The organism is Haloplanus sp. HW8-1, assembly GCF_023703795.1.
GTDB classification, from domain to species: Archaea; Halobacteriota; Halobacteria; order Halobacteriales; family Haloferacaceae; genus Haloplanus; species Haloplanus pelagicus.
The window spans coordinates 2,193,935-2,213,038 of record NZ_CP098518.1; the positions used below are offsets into that span (position 1 = coordinate 2,193,935).

The following is a 19,104-nucleotide window of genomic DNA, read 5'->3' on the forward strand; positions in this document are numbered from 1 at the left end:
GGTCAGTCGCGCCCCCCGTCGCTGCTTCGGAACTGGTCGAGCATGCTGTTGGTCACGAGATAGCCCCCGACGACGTTGACCGTCGCCATGACGACGGCGACGAAGCCGAGTATCGTCGCGAGCGTCGACGATTGAGTCGCCATCCCAGCCGACCCCGCGACGACGACCGACCCGATGAGCGTGATCCCCGAGATGGCGTTGGCTCCCGACATCAGCGGCGTATGGAGGTTGGTCGGGATCTTCGTGATGATCTCGTAGCCCACGAACGCCGCCAGGACGAACAGCGTCAGGTTCCGGACGAACGCTGCGGCGCCCACGGCGAGGACGAACGCCGTCGAGTCGATACCCGTCATGGTGTCCTCCGTTCACGCATCGGCTTCGTCCTCCAGCGACTCGTCGGCCGACTCGTCTTCGTCCGTGCCGTCCGCCCCGTCGTCCTCGTGCGGTCGTCGTATCTCTCCATCGTGTGTGAGTAGCGTCGAAGCGATCACCTCGTCGTCGAGGTCGACGTCGAGTTCGCCGTCCTCGACGAGCAGGTCCAAGAAGTTGTGCAGGTTGTTGGCGAACAGTTGGCTTGCGGTGTGCGAGACGGTCGACGGGAGGTTCGTCGGGCCGAGAACGGTCACTCCGTCGATTTCGACCGTCTCGTCGGCCACCGTCGGCTCGCAGTTCCCGCCCGTCGAGGCCGAGAGGTCGACGACGACCGATCCCGCCGCCATCTCCTCGATCATCTCCGTCGTCACGAGTTCGGGTGCGGGTGCCCCCGGAATGGCCGCGGTGGTGATCACCACGTCCGACTCCGGGACGACTCGCCCCAGTTCCTTGCGCTGCTGGCGGTAGAACTCCTCGCCCATCTCGATGGCGTACCCCTCGTCGTCGCCCGACCCCTCGGTTTCGAGGTCGAGTTCGACGAAGTCCGCGCCGAGGCTCTCGACTTCCTGTTTCACCTCCAGCCGGATGTCGTAGGCCTTCACCGAGGCGCCGAGTCGCTCGGCCGTCGCGACGGCTTTCAGCCCCGCGACCCCCGCCCCGATGACGAACACGTCCGCCGGACGGACCGTCCCCGCGGCCGTCATCTCCAGTGGGAACAGCTGTGGGAGCCGTTCGGCCGCCACCAGCACCGCCTTGTAGCCGCCGATGCTCGCCATCGAGGACAGGACGTCCATACTCTGGGCGCGGCTGATCCGGGGCATCAGTTCCAGCGCGAAGGCGCTGACCCGCCGCTCGGCGAGTTCGTCCCACGCGTCGAGGTCGTAGGGGCCGAGCGTCCCGACCACGACCTGTCCCTCCCGGTACGGATCCATCGGCGCGTCCGCGTTCGCCCCGAGACCACGAACCTGACAGATCACGTCCGCACGTTCGAACACCGCCGTCCGCTCGTCGACCACCTCACAGCCCACCGCCCGGTACGCCTCGTCCGTCCAGTCCGATCCGGTCCCCGCACCGCTGGCGACACAGACGTCCAGCCCGCCCTCGATCAGTTGCTCCGCCACCGGCGGTGTGAGCGCGACCCGCCGCTCCTCCGGCGCCGTCTCAGTCGGCACGCCGACGATCATGACACGATTCCCCGATCCGTGACGGTCGAACCGCCGGGGCGACGTCCCCTCGCCCCCGCGGTGCCGTCCTGCTCCCGATTCGTTCGTCGCATGGTTACACGATTCGTGGGTTCTGTTGCCACACTACGTACGGATTTCGGACTGTTCACATAAATTCTCGGGACGGTTCGGGGCCCTGGCAGGCCAGCGGGAGGGCGTGTGACGGGAGACGGAGAACGAACGGGTACGGGGTCGGTCCGGTCGGACTACTGTTCCTGTGTCGGGGCGAGGTCGTCGAGGTCGACCGATTTCTGCAGGAGAGCCTCCTTCTGGTCCGCGACGACCCGCTCTTCTTTCATCAGGCGCTTGTAAGCGCTCTGTGGCGAGAGGTCGCCGATCAGGACGCCACCGACGATCTTGCCGTCCTTGAACGCTAGCCGCCGCCACTCCGTGTCGGCGTACTTGCGTTCACACTCGTCGTCCCCGATGGTCGGGTGACCGAAAGAGAGGAAGGGGAAATCGAAGTGGGTGATCGAGTACGAGGAGACGAATCGAAAGGGCTCGGACCCGGGCTCGATCATGTTTTTCGCGGCGACGGTTCCCTGGGATTTGGCGCTGTCCCACGACCCGTTCTGGGCGCGTTCCCCGAGGATGGTGTCGTGATAGCGGGTGATGTCGCCCGCGGCGTAGACGTCGTCGACGGTCGTCCGCATGTACTCGTCGACGAGGATGCCGTCGTCACACTCCACGCCCGTCCCCTGGAGGATCTCGGTGTTGAAGTTCAGACCGATGGCGATGCTCACGAAGTCGCCCTCGTAGCGGTCGCCGTTGGGGTCGACCGCCGCCGTGACGTGGCCGTCGTCTGTCTCGAAGTGGTCCACCCCACTCCCGAAGACGGGTTCGACCCCGCGTTCCCGCATGGCCTCGTGGAGGATCTCCGCCCCTTCTCCCGAGAGCGCGTAGCGCCACCAACAGTCGCCACGCATGAGGTAGTGGGCTTCGACGTCCTGTTCGCCGCAGATGGCCGCGAGGTCGATTCCCAGTAGCCCCGCACCGACGATGATACCGGTGTCGGCCGCCTCGGCGTGGTCACGGATCGCCCGCGCGTCTTGGAACGTCCAGAAGTGATGGATGCCGTCGGCGTCGCTGTTCTCGACAGGCAACTGGGCCGGTGTCCCGCCCGTGGCGACGAGGAGTTTGTCGTACTCGATGACCTCGTCCTCGTGTGTCCGCAGACAGTGGCCGTCGGGATCGACGTTCGTGACCAGCGTGTCTAGGCGGAGGTCGATGTCACGCTCCGCGTACCACGAGGGCTCGTGGATCGAGATGGGCATCTCGGGGAGTTTGCCCTTGGCGAACTCCTTGATGAGAATCCGGTTGTAGAGGGCCTCCCCCTCATCGGTGATGACGGTGATGTCGGCGTCCGGCGCTTCGTCGCGAAGCGTCTCGGCGGCCGAACTCCCCGCGATTCCGTCACCGATGATCACATACGACTGGCTCATACCCCGACGTTTGGGGATACGGGTTAATGTCGATTGCTATCCGCGAAATTCGCCTCGACCCCGAGCGTGGGACACCGACCGTTGGCTTGAAGACCGAACGATCCCAACCTGCGACGATGAAGATCAGTCAGAACGTCAGGCATTTCGCGTCCCGAAAGGCGCTCACGCTCCCCGTAGTCGGGTCGCTGGTCAACGGCAAACTGGTCGATCTCCACACCCGGGTCTTCCTCGAGAAAGCCGACGAGGGCTCGAGGGAGGAGCGTCGCGACCACCTCGACGACTTCTTCGACACGACGATGGACACGTATCTCGAGGCGTTACAGGAGGGGTTCACCGAGGCGAAGGCTCGCGAAATCACCCACATCCAGGCGAACTTCGACTTCTACAACCACGGGTGGGTGGAGATGATGGAGTTCCCCACCGACGAGGTGGAGGCCCACTACGAGCGGTACGCGGACTTCTTCGAGCGACACGGAATCACGATCGACGACCCACTCGGCGAGTATCGTCCGACTGGCGGCGTGGCCGCCGCGCCCTCGACGCCGGAGAAACTGGACGATCCGGAGCATCCCCACGCCGAGGGCGGGTTCGCGGACGACGTGTACGTCGACACCGGTGAAGAGGTCGTCACGGGTGGGGTCGAGGAGCCGTCGGACGTGGACCTGACCGAGGCACCGGGTGTCACCCCCGACGACGTACAGGACCGGGAAGGCGAGGTCTCTCGTAGCGACTGACACTGGTTGCACGGCCGGTGGGACGACGCACCGCGTTCAGCCGTGTACCGACGTTCAATCGCTACTATCCTCGCGTCCGGCCGCGTCGACGAGTCGATCCGCACACTCGAACCCCGCGACGACACCGCCGTTCAGACTCCGCTCGGGATACTGCGCCCGACTCGCCATCCCCGCGTAGTACACGCCCTCGGCGACGTCCGCGCCGAGGTCGTACGGCACCACCATGTCGAGATACCCCCGCTCGTACACCGGCGCAGCCCGGGGGTTCCGCGCCACCCGGAACTCGCTGACGGCCGACCGGTCGAACGCGGGGAACATCTCCCCGACGTGATCCAGCCACGTCGCCTTCAGTTCTCCGTCGTCCATCCGCCAGACGTCCTCCTCACGGGACTGGACGTAACTCGCGACGTAGCACAGGTGGTCGCCGCCGTACCGCTCCGGGGGGACGAAGTTCGTATGCTCGATCAGCGCCCCGAAGGGGGCGTCGTGAGCGACGTTGAGCCAGTACGTCTCCGTGAGCGGTTCGTCCATCGTCACCACGGCACAGACGGCCCCCTGGAAGTCGATGTCACAGGCGTAGCCCGTCAGCGATTCGAGGACGTTCGGCATCGTCGCGACGACGACGCCGTCGGTCCCACGGGTCTCGACGCCCGCGTCGGTCTCGACGGTGAGCGACTCGACGCCCCCGTCCGCCGTCCCCAGGTCGATCGCACGCGCGCCGGTCTCGATCCGTTCCCGTCCCACCGCGTCGACGAGCGCGTCGATCAGGACGGCGAAGCCGCCCTCGAAGTAGCCGAGGATCTCCCCCCGACGCAGGTCGCGCTCCCCGCGGAACTTGATCCGCCCCAGCAGCCACGCGGCGCTCACGTCCTCCTTCCGGTCGCCGAACTTGGCGTCGAGCAAGGGCTCGAAGAAGTTCTCGTAGACGCCGCGCGTCGTGTGTTCGAGGAGGAACTCCTTGATCGGCACCTCCTCGAAGGCTTCGAGGTCGTCGTACGTGTCGAACCGGGGGCGCCCGCCGCGCACGTCGACTTCGAGGGTCAGCATCCCCAGCCGAAACGTGTCGTAGAGGCTCAGATGCGGATACGCAGCGATCTGTGGCAGGGTGTCGAGGGGGTGGACGACCCCGTCGACGTAGTAGGCGTTCTTGCCAACCAGCCACTCCACCCGGTCGCCGAGGCCGAGTTCCTCGGCCAACTCGACGATGGTCTCCTCCGATTTCGAGAGATGGTGGTAGAACTGCTCGACGTCGTCGCCGGCGGTCGAGTACGTGGCCGCCAGCCCGCCGAGGTCGTCGCTCGCCTCCAGCACCGTCACGTCGTGGCCGCGCTGCTGGAGACGGTACGCGGCGGCCAGTCCGGCGATGCCGCCGCCGACGACGTGGATCATACCGACTCTGTGTCGGGCGAGGGTAAGGGAGTTGCGGATCAGGTACCGATATCCGGATCGGTCAGGTCCGTCGCGAGCACGAAATCGGGGTCGCCGCTCACGTCCGCCCGCGCCGCTGCGGCGTCGGTGACAAAGCGGGCCGTCTCCGGGATCAACAGTCGCGCCCGGTCGGCGTCGAGGCGGGCGGCGTCCCGTGCCGCGGCGTCGATCAGCGCCCGCGCCGCGTCGAGGTCCGCCCACGCCCCGACGGCGTGCTCCGTCCAGCGGTCGCCGTCAGCCTCGAAGGCACGGTTCCGGAGCCCCAGTCCCCGCGTGCCCCTCTCCCCGACGACGAACAGGCCGTCGGCCTCGGCTGCCCGCGCCAGGTCGGCCGGCCGGAGTTCCGACAGCGTCCACGCCCGCGAGGGGTGAATGGCGAGTCCGCGCAGATGCTTGCGCGCGTCGCAGTCGGTCCAGAATGCCCATCCTGCGTCCGGGTCGGCGGTCACGGACAGCACCGGATCGGCGTCCGCGTCCGCCTCGACGGTCGCCCATCGGAACTCCGTGGCCGGCTCGAACCCCCGGTCGCGAGCGAGGCCGAGACTGGCGACGTTCCACGAGAAGACGAGGTTGCGACAGACCGTCGCGCCGCGGGACCGCGCCCATGTCAGGACGTCGTCGGTGAGCCGGCGGGCCAGCCCCCGGTCCCGGTAGTCGGGGTGGACGCGTAACCCTTGTACCCACGACTCCCAGTTCGAGAGTTCGACGCCCTGGATTACGCCCACCGCCCGCCCGCCGTCGTCGGCGACGAGCGTTCGTCGGGCGTCGTCGTCGCTCGCCGCCCACTCCCGGAACGTGCCGGGTAGGTAGTCGTCCATCTCCCGGTCGGGCCACGTCTCGCGTGTGAACGCGGCGACGGCCTCGTGGTCGTCGATCCGCGCCGGTCGGATCGTCAGGTCCACGGGACCGACCGCGGCTGGAGTTCGCCGACGAGCGATTCGCCCATCGCGGCGGCCGGATCCGCGCGGTTCGCCAGCACCCACATCAGTTTCGCCGTCGCCGTCTCCGGGAGCGTATCGCCCGCCTCGACGACGCCCGCGTCCAGCAGGTCGCGGCCGGTGTCGTACACTCGGTCACAGACCCGGCCCTCCAGACACTGACTCGTCATGGCGACGACCGTTCCCGCCTCGACCAGGTCCTCGATCCGGTCGATCCAGTCGGTGGCCACGTGGCCCAGCCCCGTCCCCTCGATCACGACGCCGGCGGCGTCGTCGAGGTGGTCGAGCGCCGCGGGGTTCATCCCCGGCGTGAACTTGACGAGTTCGACGCTCGTCTCCAGGTCGGGCGAGAGGTCGAGTTCCGTCTCGCCGCGGCCGGGGCCGTCACGCCGGAACTCGACGGTCTCGGTGTCGTAGTCGACTCGGCCGATCGGCTTCGCCCCGACCGTCTCGAAGGCGTCCCGACGCGAGGTGTGGTTCTTGCGCACGCGGGTGGCGCGGTGGAGCGCGCAGGCGTCGTCGCTCGACGATCCGTGCATGCAGACCAACACCTCCGCGCGGTCGCTGGTGGCCGCCTCGACGGCACACACCGCGTTCATGACGTTGTCGCTGGAGGGTCGATCGGCCGACCGCTGGCTCCCCGTGAAGACGACGGGGACCGGCGTATCCAGCATGAACGACAGCGCGGACGCGGTGTACTGCATCGTGTCGGTGCCGTGCATGACGACGACCCCGTCCGCACCCGCTTCGATCTCCTCGTGGACGGCGTGTGCGAGTTCCTGCCACACCGACGGCGTCATGTTCTCGGAGAGGATGTTGGCGACGACTCGGCCGCGGTAGTTCGCTCGCCCCGCGAGGTCGGGCACCGCCCGGAGGACGTCCTCGGCGTCGAACTGGGCCGTCACCGCCCCGGTCCGGTAGTCGACCGTCGACGCGATGGTTCCGCCGGTCGAGATGAGCGAGACGGTGGACAGGTCGTCGTCGAACGCCACCGTCGACCCGCTCTCGTCGTCGTCCGAACCGGCGACGTCGTAGACGTCGCGTTCCAACACCTCGACGGCGGCGTCCGCGCGGTCGATGCCGACGTTGTACCCCCCCGGAAGTTTCACGACGAGGTGGTCGGCCGTCGTGGAGGGCATGAGGACGCCCTCGTTCGTGACGCTCCCGCGTTCGACACGGACGCGATCCCCTGGGTTCATACTCCGCGGTACCGGCCGGGTGGACTTGAATCCACTCGTCTCGGCGCAAGCCACTTGTCGTTCGACCTCCGAGTCGTCGTATGCGCCGTCCCGAATTCCGACGTGCCACCGGCGAGGACGACAGCACGGAGTCGACCGGGCGTCTCGGCGGCCTCCGCCGTCGACTGGGTGGGATCTTCGCCCTCAAACCCTTCCTCCTCGTGTTCGTTCTCTCGGTTGTCGGCCTCGTCGTCGGCGGGAGCGTCCCCGTCGTCGGCGTCGTCGGTCGCTTCCTCGGCATCGCGCTCGCCGGGTTCGTCCTCGCGTTCGTCGTGGCCGGTCGCCGATACGTCGAGGCGGGCCTCGCCGGCGCGCTCACGGCTGGCGTCGGCGTCGTTCTCTCCGCCGTCGACGTCGCCTTCCTGCCGATCGTCGCGGACTACGGTCTCCAAATCGCCGGCGTCGGCACGACCGTCGGTCTGCTCGCGGCGCTGCTCGGCCACTATCTCGGGCGCGACCTCCGGGCGGGACTGACCCGTGAACTGTAGTCGCGTGACTGCCCCCGATCCCTACGAGCGGGCGACCCGCCACTCGTCGCCGCGGCGGGTGATCACGCCCCGGTCGGCGAGCGTGTTGAGCGCGCCCCGCACCGCGTCGCTCGGGGCGTCGACCGCCTCGTCCACCTCGTCGGTCGTGGTCGCGCCCGTCGCCACGGCCGCCAGCACCTCGGCGTGAAAGCGACTGTCGGCGTCGACACCGAGGTGGTCGTCGAGTCGCTCCAGCACCTCCGTGATCCGGCCGTACACCCACCGCTGGGCCAGGGAGAGTTCGTTCTCGAGTGCCTGCAACCGATCGAAGGCCGCCGCGAGGTCCCGGACGTCGTCGTCGGCTTCGTCCGGCGTGTCGAGCGAGACGTGACGACAGCGGCCGTTCATATCGAGGCTCGGGCTCGCGGGGTAGGCGCTCTTGGCGCCGAATCCGTACGGCGAGACGCTCACCTCCAGCCGGAGGTTTCGCGAGATGTGAAAGTACTTCCGTCGCTGGTCGTCGGTGTGGCTCTCGACCAGCCCCGCCTCGTCCAGTTTCCGGAGGTGGTCGATCACGGCCTTCGGACTCACGCCCAGATACTCGCTGATCTCGGTGACATAACAGGGTTTTCGCGCCAGAAGTCGCAGGATCCGCCGGCGGTTCTCGTTGCCGAGGAGATCGAGTAGTACCGCCGAGTCCATGACGTCAGGTAAGCGTCGACAGTTGAAAAGGGCTACGTGTCGGAGTCCGCCTCCGGTGCCGGCGCGAACACGATCAGCGCCGTGCTGTCCTTGACCGCGGCCGGAGACACCTCCCGACTCCCGTCGAAGCGGATCACCTCCCCCGCGTCGAGGGCGTACGTCTCGTCGTCGAGGGTGAGATTCAGTCGACCGGTCAGCAGGTGGAAGACGACGTTCGTCCCCGCGTGGGTGTGCCGGGGAATGTCCTCGCCAGCGTCGAGTTCGAGTCGCACGGTCCGGGGGCGCCGCGTCTCGAACACCTCTGCGTGGGGGTGATCGTCCAGCGCCGCGAGTGTGGTGCGTTCGGGCATCGACGGCACGTCGGCCGCCGACGCCCTAACCGACGCCCCGATCACGTTCGCTCCCCGGGCACCGTTTTTGTACTCGCCTCGCGTACGGGCCGGTATGACCGACCATGTCCTCGTTCCGTTCGACGGCACGCCCCAGTCGGAGGCGGCACTGCGGTTCGTACTAGCGGAGTGGCCCGACGCCGACGTCACCCTGCTTTACGTCGTCGACCCGGTCACGTCCGGCTTCACGCAGCGCGCCCTTCCCGGTAGTTCGGAGGCGTGGTACGAGCACGCTCGCGACACCGCCCAAGAGCAGTTGGACGCGGCCCGCGAACTCGCCGGCCGGCCGATCGACACTCGGATCGAGGTCGGCAGTCCCGCCCGTGTCGCCGTCGAGGTGGCGGGCGACGGACCGTTCGATCACATCGTCGTCGGCAGCCACGGCCGCGAGGGGGTCTCCCGTATCCTCCTCGGGAGCGTCGCCGAGGACGTGGTTCGGCGGTCGCCGGTACCGGTGACGGTCGTCCGGTGAGCGTCCACCGGTACCGATTCACACCCGGAGAGTTCGGCCGCCTCCCACCGATTCTTGCCCGTCGCAGCCCTACGGGTAGCGATGGAGTTCGACGACGTCATTCACACGAGACGGTCCGTTCACCAGTATTCGGACGCCGACATCGACGACGAGACGCTGTACGACCTCTTCGAGGACGTACGGTTCACCCCCTCCTCGTTCAACCTCCAGCCCTGGGAGTTCCTCGTCGTCCGGGGCGAGGACCTCGAACGACTCCAGTCGGTCGCCTACGGCCAGAAACACGTCACCGACGCCGCCGCCGCGGTGGTCGTCCTCGGGACCCTCGACCCGGGTGATCACGCCGAACGCGTCACCCGTGACCTCTTGGAGAAGGGGTATCTCCCCGACGAGGAGGCCGCCGAGGTCCGTCTCGATACGGTAGACGGCCTCGCGGACGCCGATACGGAGACGCGCCGCGTCTGGACGGTCCAGAGCTGTACCCTCGCCGCCATGTCCCGCATGTACGCCGCCTGGGGTCGCGACGTCGCGTCCTGTCCCATGGGCGGATTCGACGCCGACGCCCTCCACGAGGCGTTCGACGTGCCCGCCGACTACGAACCCGTCGTCATCGTCACGCTCGGTTATCCCGCGGACGGGGCCGCCGACCTCGAACGCCCGCGGAAGTTCCGACGGCCGACCGAGGAGTTCGTCCACTTCGACGACTTCGATCCGGTCGCCCGGGAGTCGCCCACTCCCGCGGACGACTGACCGGTCCACCGCGGACCGTTCGGCTGCAGTCTGGTCATTATCGGAACTGTTATTAGTCCTAATTCGCCTCTATCGGAGGGCTAGTGAACTGGCTCCCTGCGTTGTGGTCCACCACGTCACAGTTCGTTCAGTCCGCGGTTGAGATCTGGCCCCGGCGGATCGCGATCGGATTCATCGTCTTGGTGACGGTCGTTCTGGGGATGGTCTGGACGCTGATCAACTTCTACAACTACTATCCGCTGGCCCAGCGGTGGCTCGATCAGGGAATCCGCCGACTCCGTCTCGCCCTGCCCGCCGTCGGCACACCGGGAACCGACGGCCCGGCACCCCCTCCCGACGGGACGGTGTCCGACGACGCGTCGCTCCCGGTCGTCGACGTTCTCGTTCCGGCATACCACGAGGCGGAGGTCCTCTCGAACTCGATCCGATCGATCTACGATTCATCGTATCCCGCCGACCGTCTCAATGTCGTCGTCCTCCTCGAACCAGACGACACCGAGACCCGCACGGTGGCGACCGAACTGGCTGAGCGATTCCCCTTCGACGTCCTGACGGTTCACCCGGAGTACCCCGGTTCGCCGAACAAACCGCGTGCACTCAACTACGGCTTCGAACACACGGACGGCGACCTCGTGGGGATCGTCGACGCCGAGGTCATCGTCGGTTCGGCCACGTTCCACGAGGCGGCGACGGTCGTCCGTGAGGGTGCAGACTTCGTCCTCAGTCGACTCGACATGGTGAACGAGGACGACGGCTGGCTGAACCTCCTCTTTCGGGCGGAGTACGGCTACTGGTACGAGGAGGTCATCCCCGCGTTCGCTCACGTCGACTACCCCATCCCGCTCGGCGGCACTTCGTGTTTCTTCCGCCGATCCGTCCTCGAAGCGGCGTCCGAGTTCCGCTACGAACGACACGGCGACCCGTGGTCGGATGCCGATCTGGAGTGGCTCGCCGCGAACGATCTCTCCGGGGCGATTCCGTGGGATCCGGAGAACATCACCGAGGATTTCGAACTCGGACTGCTCCTCTGGGTTGCGGACTACGACTTCGCGTACCTGTCCGAGCGGACACGCGAGGAGTCGCCGCTCGACCTTGACGGGTGGATTAGCCAGCGAACCCGTTGGAAGCAGGGCAAACTCTACACGTTCCTTCAGTACGTCGAGTATCCGCCCGGGACGCTCCGTCAGCGGTTCCATCTCTACTGGCAGTCGTTGCTCCCTCACCTCGGCCCGATCAACATCGCCGGCCTGGTGTTCGTCTTCTGGCTGGCGAACATGGCCGGCGCCGCGCCGTCGGTGCTGGTTCGGGGCGTCCTCTCCCTGGGATTGGCGTTCATGATCATGGTGTCCGTGCTCTACGCGCGGGGATACTGGCTCGTCTCCGACCGGCCGGCTCTCACGAAGCTCCGGCGGGCACTGATCGTGGTACTGACGCTGTATCTCTACTGGTTCCTCCAGTGGATCGCCGACGTCCGTGCGATCCTCAGAACGTACCGCGGCAGGTTCGACTGGGAGAAGACGACCCATATCGGACGGAACTTGGTGGGTGACGAGTCGGGCGTGCTCTCTTCGCACAGCGCCCTCTTCACCACCGGCGGGGAGGCTGACGGTGGTTCGGGCGGGTGGGCCGACGGGTCGGGCGACACTCGCGTCGTCCCGACGACGAGCGATACGAGCGTGTCGCTCACTCGCCGCCGCCGGCTGGTGCTTCTCGCGGGGATCGTCGCCATCGGCGCCGCGCTCCGGCTCTACGGTCTCACGCGGTGGAGCCTCTGGGTCGACGAGATCTACACGATTGCGAACCGAACGGCGATGTCGATCCCCGATCTGCTCGTCGTCCCACAGGATCCCCATCCGCCGCTGTACTTCCTCTTGCTCAAACTCTGGTTTCACCTCGCGGGTGACACGCGCGTCGCCGCTGGCCTCCTCTCGGTCGCGTTCTCTCTGCTGTCGATCCTGCTGCTCTATCTGTTCGCCCGAAAACTGTACGACGACGCGACCGGCCTCGTCGCGGCCGGCATCCTTTCTGTATCGACGCTGCACATCCACTTCGGCCGCAACATCCGGATGTACAGCCTCCTCACGGCGTTGGCGCTGGCGTCGTGGTACGCGTACGTTCGGCTCCCCGAGCCGGGACGGCGGACCGACCTCCTCTATGTCCTGACGACGGTCGGAATGCTGTACACACACGTCTATGCTGTCTTCGTTCTCGCGGCACAGCACGTCTATACGATCATCACCGGGACGGACGCGGCGTTTCGCCGCCGATGGCTCCGGGTCCAGGTCGTCCTCGCCGTACTGTACAGTCCGTGGGCGGCGATCCTCGGCCAGCAGGTCGTCGGTAGCCTCGTCGGTGGGGCTGGTGGGGCGGCGATCACCTGGCTCCCCGATCCCTCGCCCGCGCTGCTCCGGGACACGCTGTTGATGTACGCCGGCTTTCCTTCCCTCTACCCGATCCTCAGCGGTTCGACGGTTACCTGGATCGCCGCGATTCTCGTGCTCTTGACGTTCAACGTCACGCTGTTTCTGTCGTGTATTGTCCACAGGGTCGACGACGACGGCGCAGGCTACGAGTACCAGATGGACGACCTCGGCCAATCGAGCTTCCTCGTCGTGGGATTCGTCGTACCAATCATCGTCCCCTTCGTCGTCTCCTACTTCGTCGTTCCCATCTACTTCCCCCGTTACACGCTCGCGGCCAGCCTGCCACTGTACGTTCTCTCGGCCCGCGGCCTCGTCAACCTCCGGTGGCATCGTTCGTGGCAGATCGTCTTCGGCGTCGTCATCCTCTTGGGAGCGGCCACGACCGGCCTCGGCTACTACACCGGCGAGAGCGTCGAGGACTGGCGCGGACTGACCGACCACGTGGAAGACGACATCGACCAGACGGATCTGCTCGTGATCCAGCCCACTTGGATCGAGAACAGCGTCATGTACTACTACGACGGGCCGGACACCGAGGTGGTGTTGGTCCGCGAGAGCCCCCAGGTGACGGATCGGGCACTGACACAGCTCTCGGACCGGGCGACCGACCACGACACCGTCTGGATCGTCCGGCACCAGACCGACGACGACGACGTCCTCGCGGCGGTGAACGACACGCACCGCCGGACCCAGGTTCGTGTAACCGGTTCGACCCGACTCTATCGCTTCGACAACCGTACCGCGACCGGTTAGCGTCAGAAGATGTTCGCCTGCCGGTAGACCGACAGTCCCTCGTCGGTGATCTCGTACGGTTTGGTCTCCCGGGAGTGGTTCGCGTCGCGGATCTTCTGAATCTCGACGGCCAGTCGCGTCTCCTGGAAGTCCGACGGGCGGACGTACTGGAGGACGAACACTGCGTCCGCGAGATATTCGATGATGCCGTATCGTGAGCTGTAGGGATCGTCGCCGCTCGCCTCGCTGGTCACGAGCGTCGTCACGCCGGCCTCCTTGAGCGACCGGGTGAACTGGTACACCTCGCTACGGCGGTCGGAGGGGTGGTCGTACATCATCTCCAGCAGCGACACCGAATCGAGGACGAGGCGGTCCGCGCCGAAATCCTTGACCAGTTCCGGCAGATCGCTCCGGATGCTCGCCAGACTGTTCGCCATCTCCACCGGGTCGAGGTGGACGATAGCGAGTCGACCCTCGTCCGCGTACTCCGCGAACGACCAGCCTTTCTCCCTGGCAGTGTCGAAGATGCGGTCGGTGCTCTCCTCCAAGGTCACGTAGACGCCGCGCTTGCCCTCGGTCAGCGCCCGATTGAGGAACTGGAGGCCGAAGGTGGTCTTCCCGGTCCCCGCCGATCCGATGACCGAGATGAGCGAGCGTTTTGGGACGCCGCCGAGGATCATGTCGTCGAGTCCCTCGATGCCGAGGTCGATCCGCTCGATAGCCGACTCGAACTCGTCCTCGTCGAACGGCTCGGTGCCGGCGCCACCCCCTGGGCCGCCCGGCCCGCCGCCGAACGCCGCCCCCGCGCCCTCGTCGCCGCCGACGCCACCCTGCGGGTCCGGCGCGTTCTGGAAGGCGCTCGCGAAGTCCTCGTCGAACGGTGACCCCCCGTCGCCGCCGTCGACCTCGCCACCGTCGCCGCCGGCCTCGCCGCCGTCGTCGACCTCGTCGCCGAGATCAGCGAACGCGTCCGCCGCGTCGCCGGGGCGCTCGACCGGGGACTCCGAGTCCGACTCCGGGGACGGAACGGTGTCGTCGTGCCCCGTCTCTGTCCGGACGTCGCCGTCGCCCGCGTCCCCCGTCCGCGAGGGCTCCTCCTCCGGTACCTCGGATTCCTCGGAGCCATCGGCGTCGTCGTCTTGGCCGATGGCCCGTTCGAACCAGTCGTCGTCGCTCATGGGGCCACGTGATCTCTCCGCTGGGTTCGGTGGCAGCGGCCACTCTGATGATTCTGGTGGCGGCGGCTACCCACTCCTCTCCGGTGGCTCATCCAAACACCCGCCCCCACGTGCTGTCCCATCGGGGTGCACTCCGGTCGCGGGTGTGATGAATGTTGCCCGTTCGGTGGGCTTTTTTTCTCACGGGGCGAGGGCGGGGTATGGACGTCGGTCTCGTCGCACAGAAGGACAACAGCCGGGCAGCGTTCCTCGCGGCCGAGTTGCGCCGGCGGCTTCACGAGGAGGACGTGTCGGTGGCCGTCGACACCACGACCGCCGAGACGCTCGACATCGACGGAACGCCCATCGAGGCGTTCGACGCCTGCGACCTCGTGGTGAGTATCGGTGGCGACGGTACCTTCCTCTTTGCCGCTCGCGGCGCCGACGGTACGCCCATCCTCGGGGTCAACCTCGGCGAGGTCGGCTTTCTCAACGCCGTCGGCCCGGCGGAGGCGGTCGACGCCGTCCTCGACGAGGTGGCGGCCTTTCGCGCCGGCGAGTTGACGGTGCGCGAGACGCCGCGATTGGCCGCCAGCGGCGACGGCTGGACCGCGCCGCCGACGACCAACGAGGTGGTCGTTCAGGGGTCGATCAGGGGGCCCGGCGGCGGCATCGACGTCGACGTTCGTGTCGACGGGTCGCGGTACTCTGAGAGCCGTGCCGACGGCGTCCTCGTCGCGACGCCGACCGGTAGCACGGCGTACAACCTCAGCGAGTCCGGTCCGCTGGTCCATCCCGGCGTCGACGCCGTCGTGGTCAACGAGATGTGTGCGAGCGACGGGATGCCACCGCTCGTGGTCGGCCCGGACAGCACGATCACTGTGACCGTCGGGGGCGCCGATCGGGCGATCGTGGTCGGCGACGGACGGGTGCTCCGCGAACTCGACACACCCGCGGAGGTCCAGGTCGCGCGGGCCGACTCGCCGATGCGCGTCGCCGGCCCCACCTCGGATTTCTTCGAGGCGCTCGGGAAACTCGAGTAGGTCCCTACTCGCCGCCCCACTTCGTCCGGCGCTTGGGGCGGTCCGAGGTGGCCTGCACGTCGATTGGGTCGTCGTGGTGGCGCAGGCCTTCGAGGACGGCCGTGGCGGAGGCGTGCGTCGAGAAGTAGGTCACGTCCTCCTCGACGGCGACTTCGAGCGCCTCGCGGTTCCGCGAGACGATCACGTCCACCTCGCCGGCGCGGATCGCCCCGCGCAGGTCGTCGAACTCCCGGACGTCGAAGAAGTCCGCGAAGCCATCGAGCAGAGCCTGCCCCGCCTCGCTGTCGGGGTCGGGGAACTCCGCGGCCGACAGGTCGACGACGGCGACGCCCTCGGTGGGGATGGCCTTGCCCGTTGCCGACTGTGCTTTCTCGTAGGCCTTGCCGAAGTGCTCGGCCGTCCCCATCACTTCGCCCGTCGACTTCATCTCCGGCCCGAGGCGCGGATCGCTCCCCTCCAGGCGGTCGAAGGGCAGGACGACCTCCTTGACGCTCACCTGCTCGGGGATCTGCTCGTGGGCGTCGAGGTCGTCGAGAGCGTCCCCCGCCATCACCTTCGCCGCGAGTTTCGCGATGGGGACGCCCGTCGCCTTCGAGACGAAGGGAACCGTCCGCGAGGACCGCGGGTTGGCCTCGAGGACGTACACCGTGTCGTCCTTGACGGCCAACTGGACGTTCAACAGGCCGACCGTGCCGAGTTCGCGTGCGATCTCGACGGTCACCTCGCGCACGCGGTCCATCACGTCGCGGACCGCGTCGGCCTGCGGCGGGATCATACACGCCGAATCGCCGGAGTGGACGCCCGCGGACTCGACGTGTTCCATCACGCCGCCGATGATGACGTCCTCGCCGTCGGCGACGGCGTCCACGTCGAGTTCCACCGCGTCGTCGAGGAACTCGTCGATGAGGATCGGCTTGTCCGGCGAGACCCGGACCGCCTCCTCGATGTACTCCTTCAGCTCCTCGTCGTCGTACACCACGTCCATCGCGCGCCCGCCGAGGACGTAGGAGGGGCGGACGAGGACGGGGTAGCCGATGTCGGCGGCGAGTTCGAGCGCTTCGGCCTCGCTGGTCGCGGAGCCACCTTCGGGCTGGGCGATCCCGCGTTCGTCCATCAGGCGGTTGAACCGATCGCGATCCTCCGCCAGGTCCATAGCGTCGACGCTCGTCCCGAGGATCTCACAGTCGAGGTCGCGACGCTGGATCTCCGCTTCGAGCGGGTGCCCGATGTTGACCGACGTCTGGCCGCCGAACTGCACCATCACGCCGTCGGCGTCGGCCGCCTCGATCACGTCCGCGACCTCCTCGGCGGTGATCGGCTCGAAGAAGAGGCCGTCGGAGGTGTCGTAGTCCGTCGACACCGTCTCGGGGTTGTTGTTGACCACGTGGGCGTCGATCCCCTCCTCGCGGAGCGCCTGGATGGCGTGGACCGAGCAGTAGTCGAACTCGACGCCCTGACCGATACGGATCGGGCCGCCGCCGACGACCACCACGCTCTCGACGTCGCGGTCGACGCGGAGTTCGCCCGCGGCCGCGTCGCCCTCGAACGGTCCGGTGACGAACTCCGGCTTGCGCGAGGAGTAGTAGTACGGCGTCTGGGCGGCGAACTCCCCGGCGCAGGTGTCGACCTGTTTGTAGGTGCGACCGGGCACCGCCGTCTCGACGCTTCCCACGTCGGCGCCGGCGGTCGCCGCGATCTCGGCGTTGGTGACGCCCTTGACCGCGGCCTCGGTAAAGTCGCCCTCGGCGGCGGCCGTCACGGCGTCGGAGACGCGCTTGAACCGCTCGACGTACCACTCCTTGATGTCCGTCAGGTCGACGACCTCGTCGACGGCGTAGCCGCGGTCGAACGCCTCGAAGATGGCGTAGGGACGGTCCGGGCTCGGCCGGGTCAGATACTCGCGTTCGAGGGTACCGTCGTCGACGTCCGCCCAGTCGACCGCGGGATCGTACTCCGAGGAGCGCAACGCCTTCAGGAGCGACTCCTCGAAGGTGCGCCCGATCGACATGGCCTCGCCCGTCGACTTCATCGCCGGCCCGAGCGTGAAGTCCACGTCGTCGAACTTGTCGATCGGCCACCGCGGCACCTTCGTCACCACGTAGTCGATGGCGGGTTCGAACGCCGCCGTCGTCTCGCCGGTGATCTCGTTTTCGATCTCGTGGAGCCGCTTGCCGAGCGCGACCTTCGCGGTGACGCGGGCGATGGGGTACCCCGTCGCCTTCGAGGCGAGCGCCGAGGAGCGGGAGACACGCGGGTTCACCTCGACGACCCGGTACTCGCCGCCGGGCGTGCCGTCGTCGTGCCACGCGAACTGGATGTTACAGCCGCCCTGGATGCCGAGTTCGCGGATGACTTCGAGCGCGGCGTCGCGCATCTCCTGGTGGCCCTCGTCCGGGATCACCTGCGACGGCGTGACGACGACCGACTCGCCGGTGTGGATGCCCATCGGGTCGATGTTCTCCATGTTGCAGATGATGATCGTCGAGTCGTCGGCGTCGCGCATCACCTCGTACTCCAGTTCGACCCAGCCGGCGATGGACTCCGTGATGAGCACCTCGTCGTTCCGGGAGAGGCGAAGTCCCTTCCGGACGCGCTCTATGAGCTGATCCATGTCGTCGACGACGCCCGATCCGGAGCCCCCGAGGGTGTACGTCGTCCGCGCGATGACGGGAAGTCCACCCACCTCGTCGACGGCGGTCTCGACACGGTCGCGGAGGGCGGCCTCGCTCATCGCCTCCGCGGACTCCTCCGCTTCCAGCGAGATGACCGTGGACGCGGGGACCGGTTGGCCGATGTTCTCCATCCGCTGGCGGAAGAGGTCGCGATCCTCGGTCGCGTAGATGGTGTCGAGGGGGGTGCCCATGATCTCCACGTCGTATTCCTCCAGAACGCCCTCCTCGGCGAGTTCGGCGGTGACGTTCAGCCCGGTCTGGCCGCCGAGACCGGCGATCACGCCGTCGGGCTGTTCCTGCCGGATGATCTCGGAGATGGCCTCGGTCGTGATGGGTTCGATGTACACCCGGTCGGCCATCTCCGGATCGGTCATGATCGTCGCGGGATTCGAGTTGACGAGGACGACCCGAGCGCCTTCCTCCTGCAGGGCTCGGCAGGCCTGCGCGCCCGAGTAGTCGAACTCGGCGGCCTGTCCGATCTGGATCGGGCCGCTTCCGATCAACAGTATCGTCCGGTTCTCGGATTCGGTGGCGGGGGTCTCCGCCACGGTGGCCTCGTCGGTCATCGTCGAATCGAAGTCCGCACATCGTAATAAGCCCGACGAAACAGTACGAGATACGAAACGAAATTACGGATTTCGAAATCGTCGTCACGTGACGACGGGCGTCGCCGGGGAGCGACCGCGTGCCGGCCGATACCGGCGGCCGGTCAGGTGTTCAGGCGATAGCGGTACGGACTTCCCTGTAACACTTCGACGTCACCCTCCTCCGCCCAGCGGCCGAGGATCGTCGCGACGCGGTGGGCGCTTTCGAACTCCTCGTGCTCTTCCAACAGCGACAGGATCTCGCGTGCGGTCAACGGTTCGTCGGCCTCGGAGAGCACGCCCCGAAGTTGCTCGTACTGCGTCGACTGGGGGCGCATACG

At 67.4% G+C, this 19,104-nt stretch carries 17 protein-coding genes; 6 read left to right on the plus strand and 11 right to left on the minus strand.

Annotated features, from left to right (window positions below; all coding sequences use genetic code 11):
- Positions 1–2 precede the first annotated feature (2 nt).
- The 3 genes from NBT82_RS11680 to NBT82_RS11690 all read right to left on the minus strand — a co-directional run bounded on the left by NBT82_RS11680 (position 3) and on the right by NBT82_RS11690 (position 3,037).
- Positions 3–353, minus strand: coding sequence for an NAD(P) transhydrogenase subunit alpha part 2 (locus NBT82_RS11680; protein ID WP_251328292.1), 351 nt, complete (start codon positions 351–353; stop codon positions 3–5).
- Between the two features lie 12 nt (positions 354–365).
- Positions 366–1,556 carry a Re/Si-specific NAD(P)(+) transhydrogenase subunit alpha gene (locus tag NBT82_RS11685; RefSeq protein WP_251328293.1) on the minus strand — a complete coding sequence of 397 codons (1,191 nt, stop codon included), beginning with the start codon at positions 1,554–1,556 and terminating at the stop codon, positions 366–368.
- A 245-nt stretch (positions 1,557–1,801) separates the two neighbouring features.
- On the minus strand, positions 1,802–3,037 hold the full coding sequence (locus NBT82_RS11690) for an NAD(P)/FAD-dependent oxidoreductase (RefSeq protein WP_251328294.1): 1,236 nt from the start codon (positions 3,035–3,037) through the stop codon (positions 1,802–1,804).
- Between the two features lie 116 nt (positions 3,038–3,153).
- Here NBT82_RS11690 and NBT82_RS11695 point away from each other — a divergent pair, with 116 nt between their 5' ends.
- The gene (locus NBT82_RS11695; protein WP_251328295.1) at positions 3,154–3,771 is read left to right on the plus strand and encodes a DUF6149 family protein; all 618 of its coding nucleotides are present in this window, start codon (positions 3,154–3,156) and stop codon (positions 3,769–3,771) included.
- A 54-nt stretch (positions 3,772–3,825) separates the two neighbouring features.
- On the opposite strand, the gene NBT82_RS11700 is transcribed toward NBT82_RS11695, so the two are convergent.
- Genes NBT82_RS11700 through gatD form a run of 3 tightly spaced genes read right to left on the minus strand, consistent with a single transcriptional unit; the run spans position 3,826 to position 7,336 of the window.
- A complete protein-coding gene (locus NBT82_RS11700) occupies positions 3,826–5,160 on the minus strand; it encodes an NAD(P)/FAD-dependent oxidoreductase (RefSeq protein WP_251328296.1) in 1,335 nt (444 codons plus the stop codon).
- Positions 5,161–5,198: 38 nt separating this feature from the next.
- On the minus strand, positions 5,199–6,101 hold the full coding sequence (locus NBT82_RS11705) for a GNAT family N-acetyltransferase (RefSeq protein ID WP_345780648.1): 903 nt from the start codon (positions 6,099–6,101) through the stop codon (positions 5,199–5,201).
- Complete coding sequence (gene gatD / locus NBT82_RS11710) at positions 6,092–7,336, minus strand: Glu-tRNA(Gln) amidotransferase subunit GatD (protein WP_251328297.1); 1,245 nt, start codon at positions 7,334–7,336, stop codon at positions 6,092–6,094. Before gatD ends, NBT82_RS11705 begins: the two co-directional genes overlap by 10 nt.
- Positions 7,337–7,416: 80 nt before the next feature.
- Here gatD and NBT82_RS11715 point away from each other — a divergent pair, with 80 nt between their 5' ends.
- Entirely contained in the window at positions 7,417–7,863 is a 447-nt protein-coding gene (locus tag NBT82_RS11715; RefSeq protein ID WP_251328298.1) for a hypothetical protein, read from the plus strand.
- A 21-nt stretch (positions 7,864–7,884) separates the two neighbouring features.
- Here the strand turns inward: NBT82_RS11715 and NBT82_RS11720 are convergent, their stop codons facing one another.
- Both NBT82_RS11720 and NBT82_RS11725 read right to left on the minus strand, forming a co-directional pair.
- Entirely contained in the window at positions 7,885–8,544 is a 660-nt protein-coding gene (locus NBT82_RS11720) for an ArsR/SmtB family transcription factor (protein ID WP_251328299.1), read from the minus strand.
- A gap of 32 nt (positions 8,545–8,576) precedes the next feature.
- A complete protein-coding gene (locus NBT82_RS11725; protein ID WP_251328300.1) occupies positions 8,577–8,894 on the minus strand; it encodes a cupin domain-containing protein in 318 nt (105 codons plus the stop codon).
- Between the two features lie 94 nt (positions 8,895–8,988).
- On the opposite strand from NBT82_RS11725, the gene NBT82_RS11730 reads away from it, so the two are divergent.
- The 3 genes from NBT82_RS11730 to NBT82_RS11740 all read left to right on the plus strand — a co-directional run bounded on the left by NBT82_RS11730 (position 8,989) and on the right by NBT82_RS11740 (position 13,328).
- The gene (locus tag NBT82_RS11730; protein WP_251328301.1) at positions 8,989–9,405 is read left to right on the plus strand and encodes a universal stress protein; all 417 of its coding nucleotides are present in this window, start codon (positions 8,989–8,991) and stop codon (positions 9,403–9,405) included.
- Between the two features lie 81 nt (positions 9,406–9,486).
- Entirely contained in the window at positions 9,487–10,152 is a 666-nt protein-coding gene (locus tag NBT82_RS11735) for a nitroreductase family protein (protein WP_251328302.1), read from the plus strand.
- An 83-nt stretch (positions 10,153–10,235) separates the two neighbouring features.
- Entirely contained in the window at positions 10,236–13,328 is a 3,093-nt protein-coding gene (locus NBT82_RS11740; protein WP_251328303.1) for a glycosyltransferase, read from the plus strand.
- A gap of 2 nt (positions 13,329–13,330) precedes the next feature.
- On the opposite strand, the gene NBT82_RS11745 is transcribed toward NBT82_RS11740, so the two are convergent.
- Positions 13,331–14,485, minus strand: a complete 1,155-nt coding sequence (locus NBT82_RS11745; protein ID WP_251328304.1) for a KaiC domain-containing protein — start codon at positions 14,483–14,485, stop codon at positions 13,331–13,333.
- A 200-nt stretch (positions 14,486–14,685) separates the two neighbouring features.
- Here NBT82_RS11745 and NBT82_RS11750 point away from each other — a divergent pair, with 200 nt between their 5' ends.
- Positions 14,686–15,507, plus strand: a complete 822-nt coding sequence (locus tag NBT82_RS11750) for an NAD(+)/NADH kinase (RefSeq protein WP_251328305.1) — start codon at positions 14,686–14,688, stop codon at positions 15,505–15,507.
- A 4-nt stretch (positions 15,508–15,511) separates the two neighbouring features.
- Here the strand turns inward: NBT82_RS11750 and carB are convergent, their stop codons facing one another.
- Positions 15,512–18,745 (minus strand): carbamoyl-phosphate synthase large subunit, encoded by a 3,234-nt coding sequence (gene carB, locus NBT82_RS11755; protein ID WP_251328306.1) that lies wholly within the window; start codon positions 18,743–18,745, stop codon positions 15,512–15,514.
- A 143-nt stretch (positions 18,746–18,888) separates the two neighbouring features.
- Positions 18,889–19,101, minus strand: coding sequence for a hypothetical protein (locus NBT82_RS11760; protein WP_251328307.1), 213 nt, complete (start codon positions 19,099–19,101; stop codon positions 18,889–18,891).
- Between the last annotated feature and the right edge of the window lie 3 nt (positions 19,102–19,104).

Coding starts and splice junctions, on each gene's coding strand:
- NBT82_RS11745 (WP_251328304.1), bottom strand. CDS start 14,485: ATGAGCGACGACGACTGGTTCGAACGGGCCATCGGCCAAGACGACGAC.
- NBT82_RS11680 (WP_251328292.1), bottom strand. CDS start 353: ATGACGGGTATCGACTCGACGGCGTTCGTCCTCGCCGTGGGCGCCGCA.
- NBT82_RS11690 (WP_251328294.1), bottom strand. CDS start 3,037: ATGAGCCAGTCGTATGTGATCATCGGTGACGGAATCGCGGGGAGTTCG.
- NBT82_RS11695 (WP_251328295.1), top strand. CDS start 3,154: ATGAAGATCAGTCAGAACGTCAGGCATTTCGCGTCCCGAAAGGCGCTC.
- carB (WP_251328306.1), bottom strand. CDS start 18,745: ATGACCGACGAGGCCACCGTGGCGGAGACCCCCGCCACCGAATCCGAG.
- NBT82_RS11750 (WP_251328305.1), top strand. CDS start 14,686: ATGGACGTCGGTCTCGTCGCACAGAAGGACAACAGCCGGGCAGCGTTC.
- NBT82_RS11735 (WP_251328302.1), top strand. CDS start 9,487: ATGGAGTTCGACGACGTCATTCACACGAGACGGTCCGTTCACCAGTAT.
- NBT82_RS11730 (WP_251328301.1), top strand. CDS start 8,989: ATGACCGACCATGTCCTCGTTCCGTTCGACGGCACGCCCCAGTCGGAG.
- gatD (WP_251328297.1), bottom strand. CDS start 7,336: ATGAACCCAGGGGATCGCGTCCGTGTCGAACGCGGGAGCGTCACGAAC.
- NBT82_RS11725 (WP_251328300.1), bottom strand. CDS start 8,894: ATGCCCGAACGCACCACACTCGCGGCGCTGGACGATCACCCCCACGCA.
- NBT82_RS11700 (WP_251328296.1), bottom strand. CDS start 5,160: ATGATCCACGTCGTCGGCGGCGGCATCGCCGGACTGGCCGCCGCGTAC.
- NBT82_RS11720 (WP_251328299.1), bottom strand. CDS start 8,544: ATGGACTCGGCGGTACTACTCGATCTCCTCGGCAACGAGAACCGCCGG.
- NBT82_RS11685 (WP_251328293.1), bottom strand. CDS start 1,556: ATGATCGTCGGCGTGCCGACTGAGACGGCGCCGGAGGAGCGGCGGGTC.
- NBT82_RS11760 (WP_251328307.1), bottom strand. CDS start 19,101: ATGCGCCCCCAGTCGACGCAGTACGAGCAACTTCGGGGCGTGCTCTCC.
- NBT82_RS11715 (WP_251328298.1), top strand. CDS start 7,417: ATGCGCCGTCCCGAATTCCGACGTGCCACCGGCGAGGACGACAGCACG.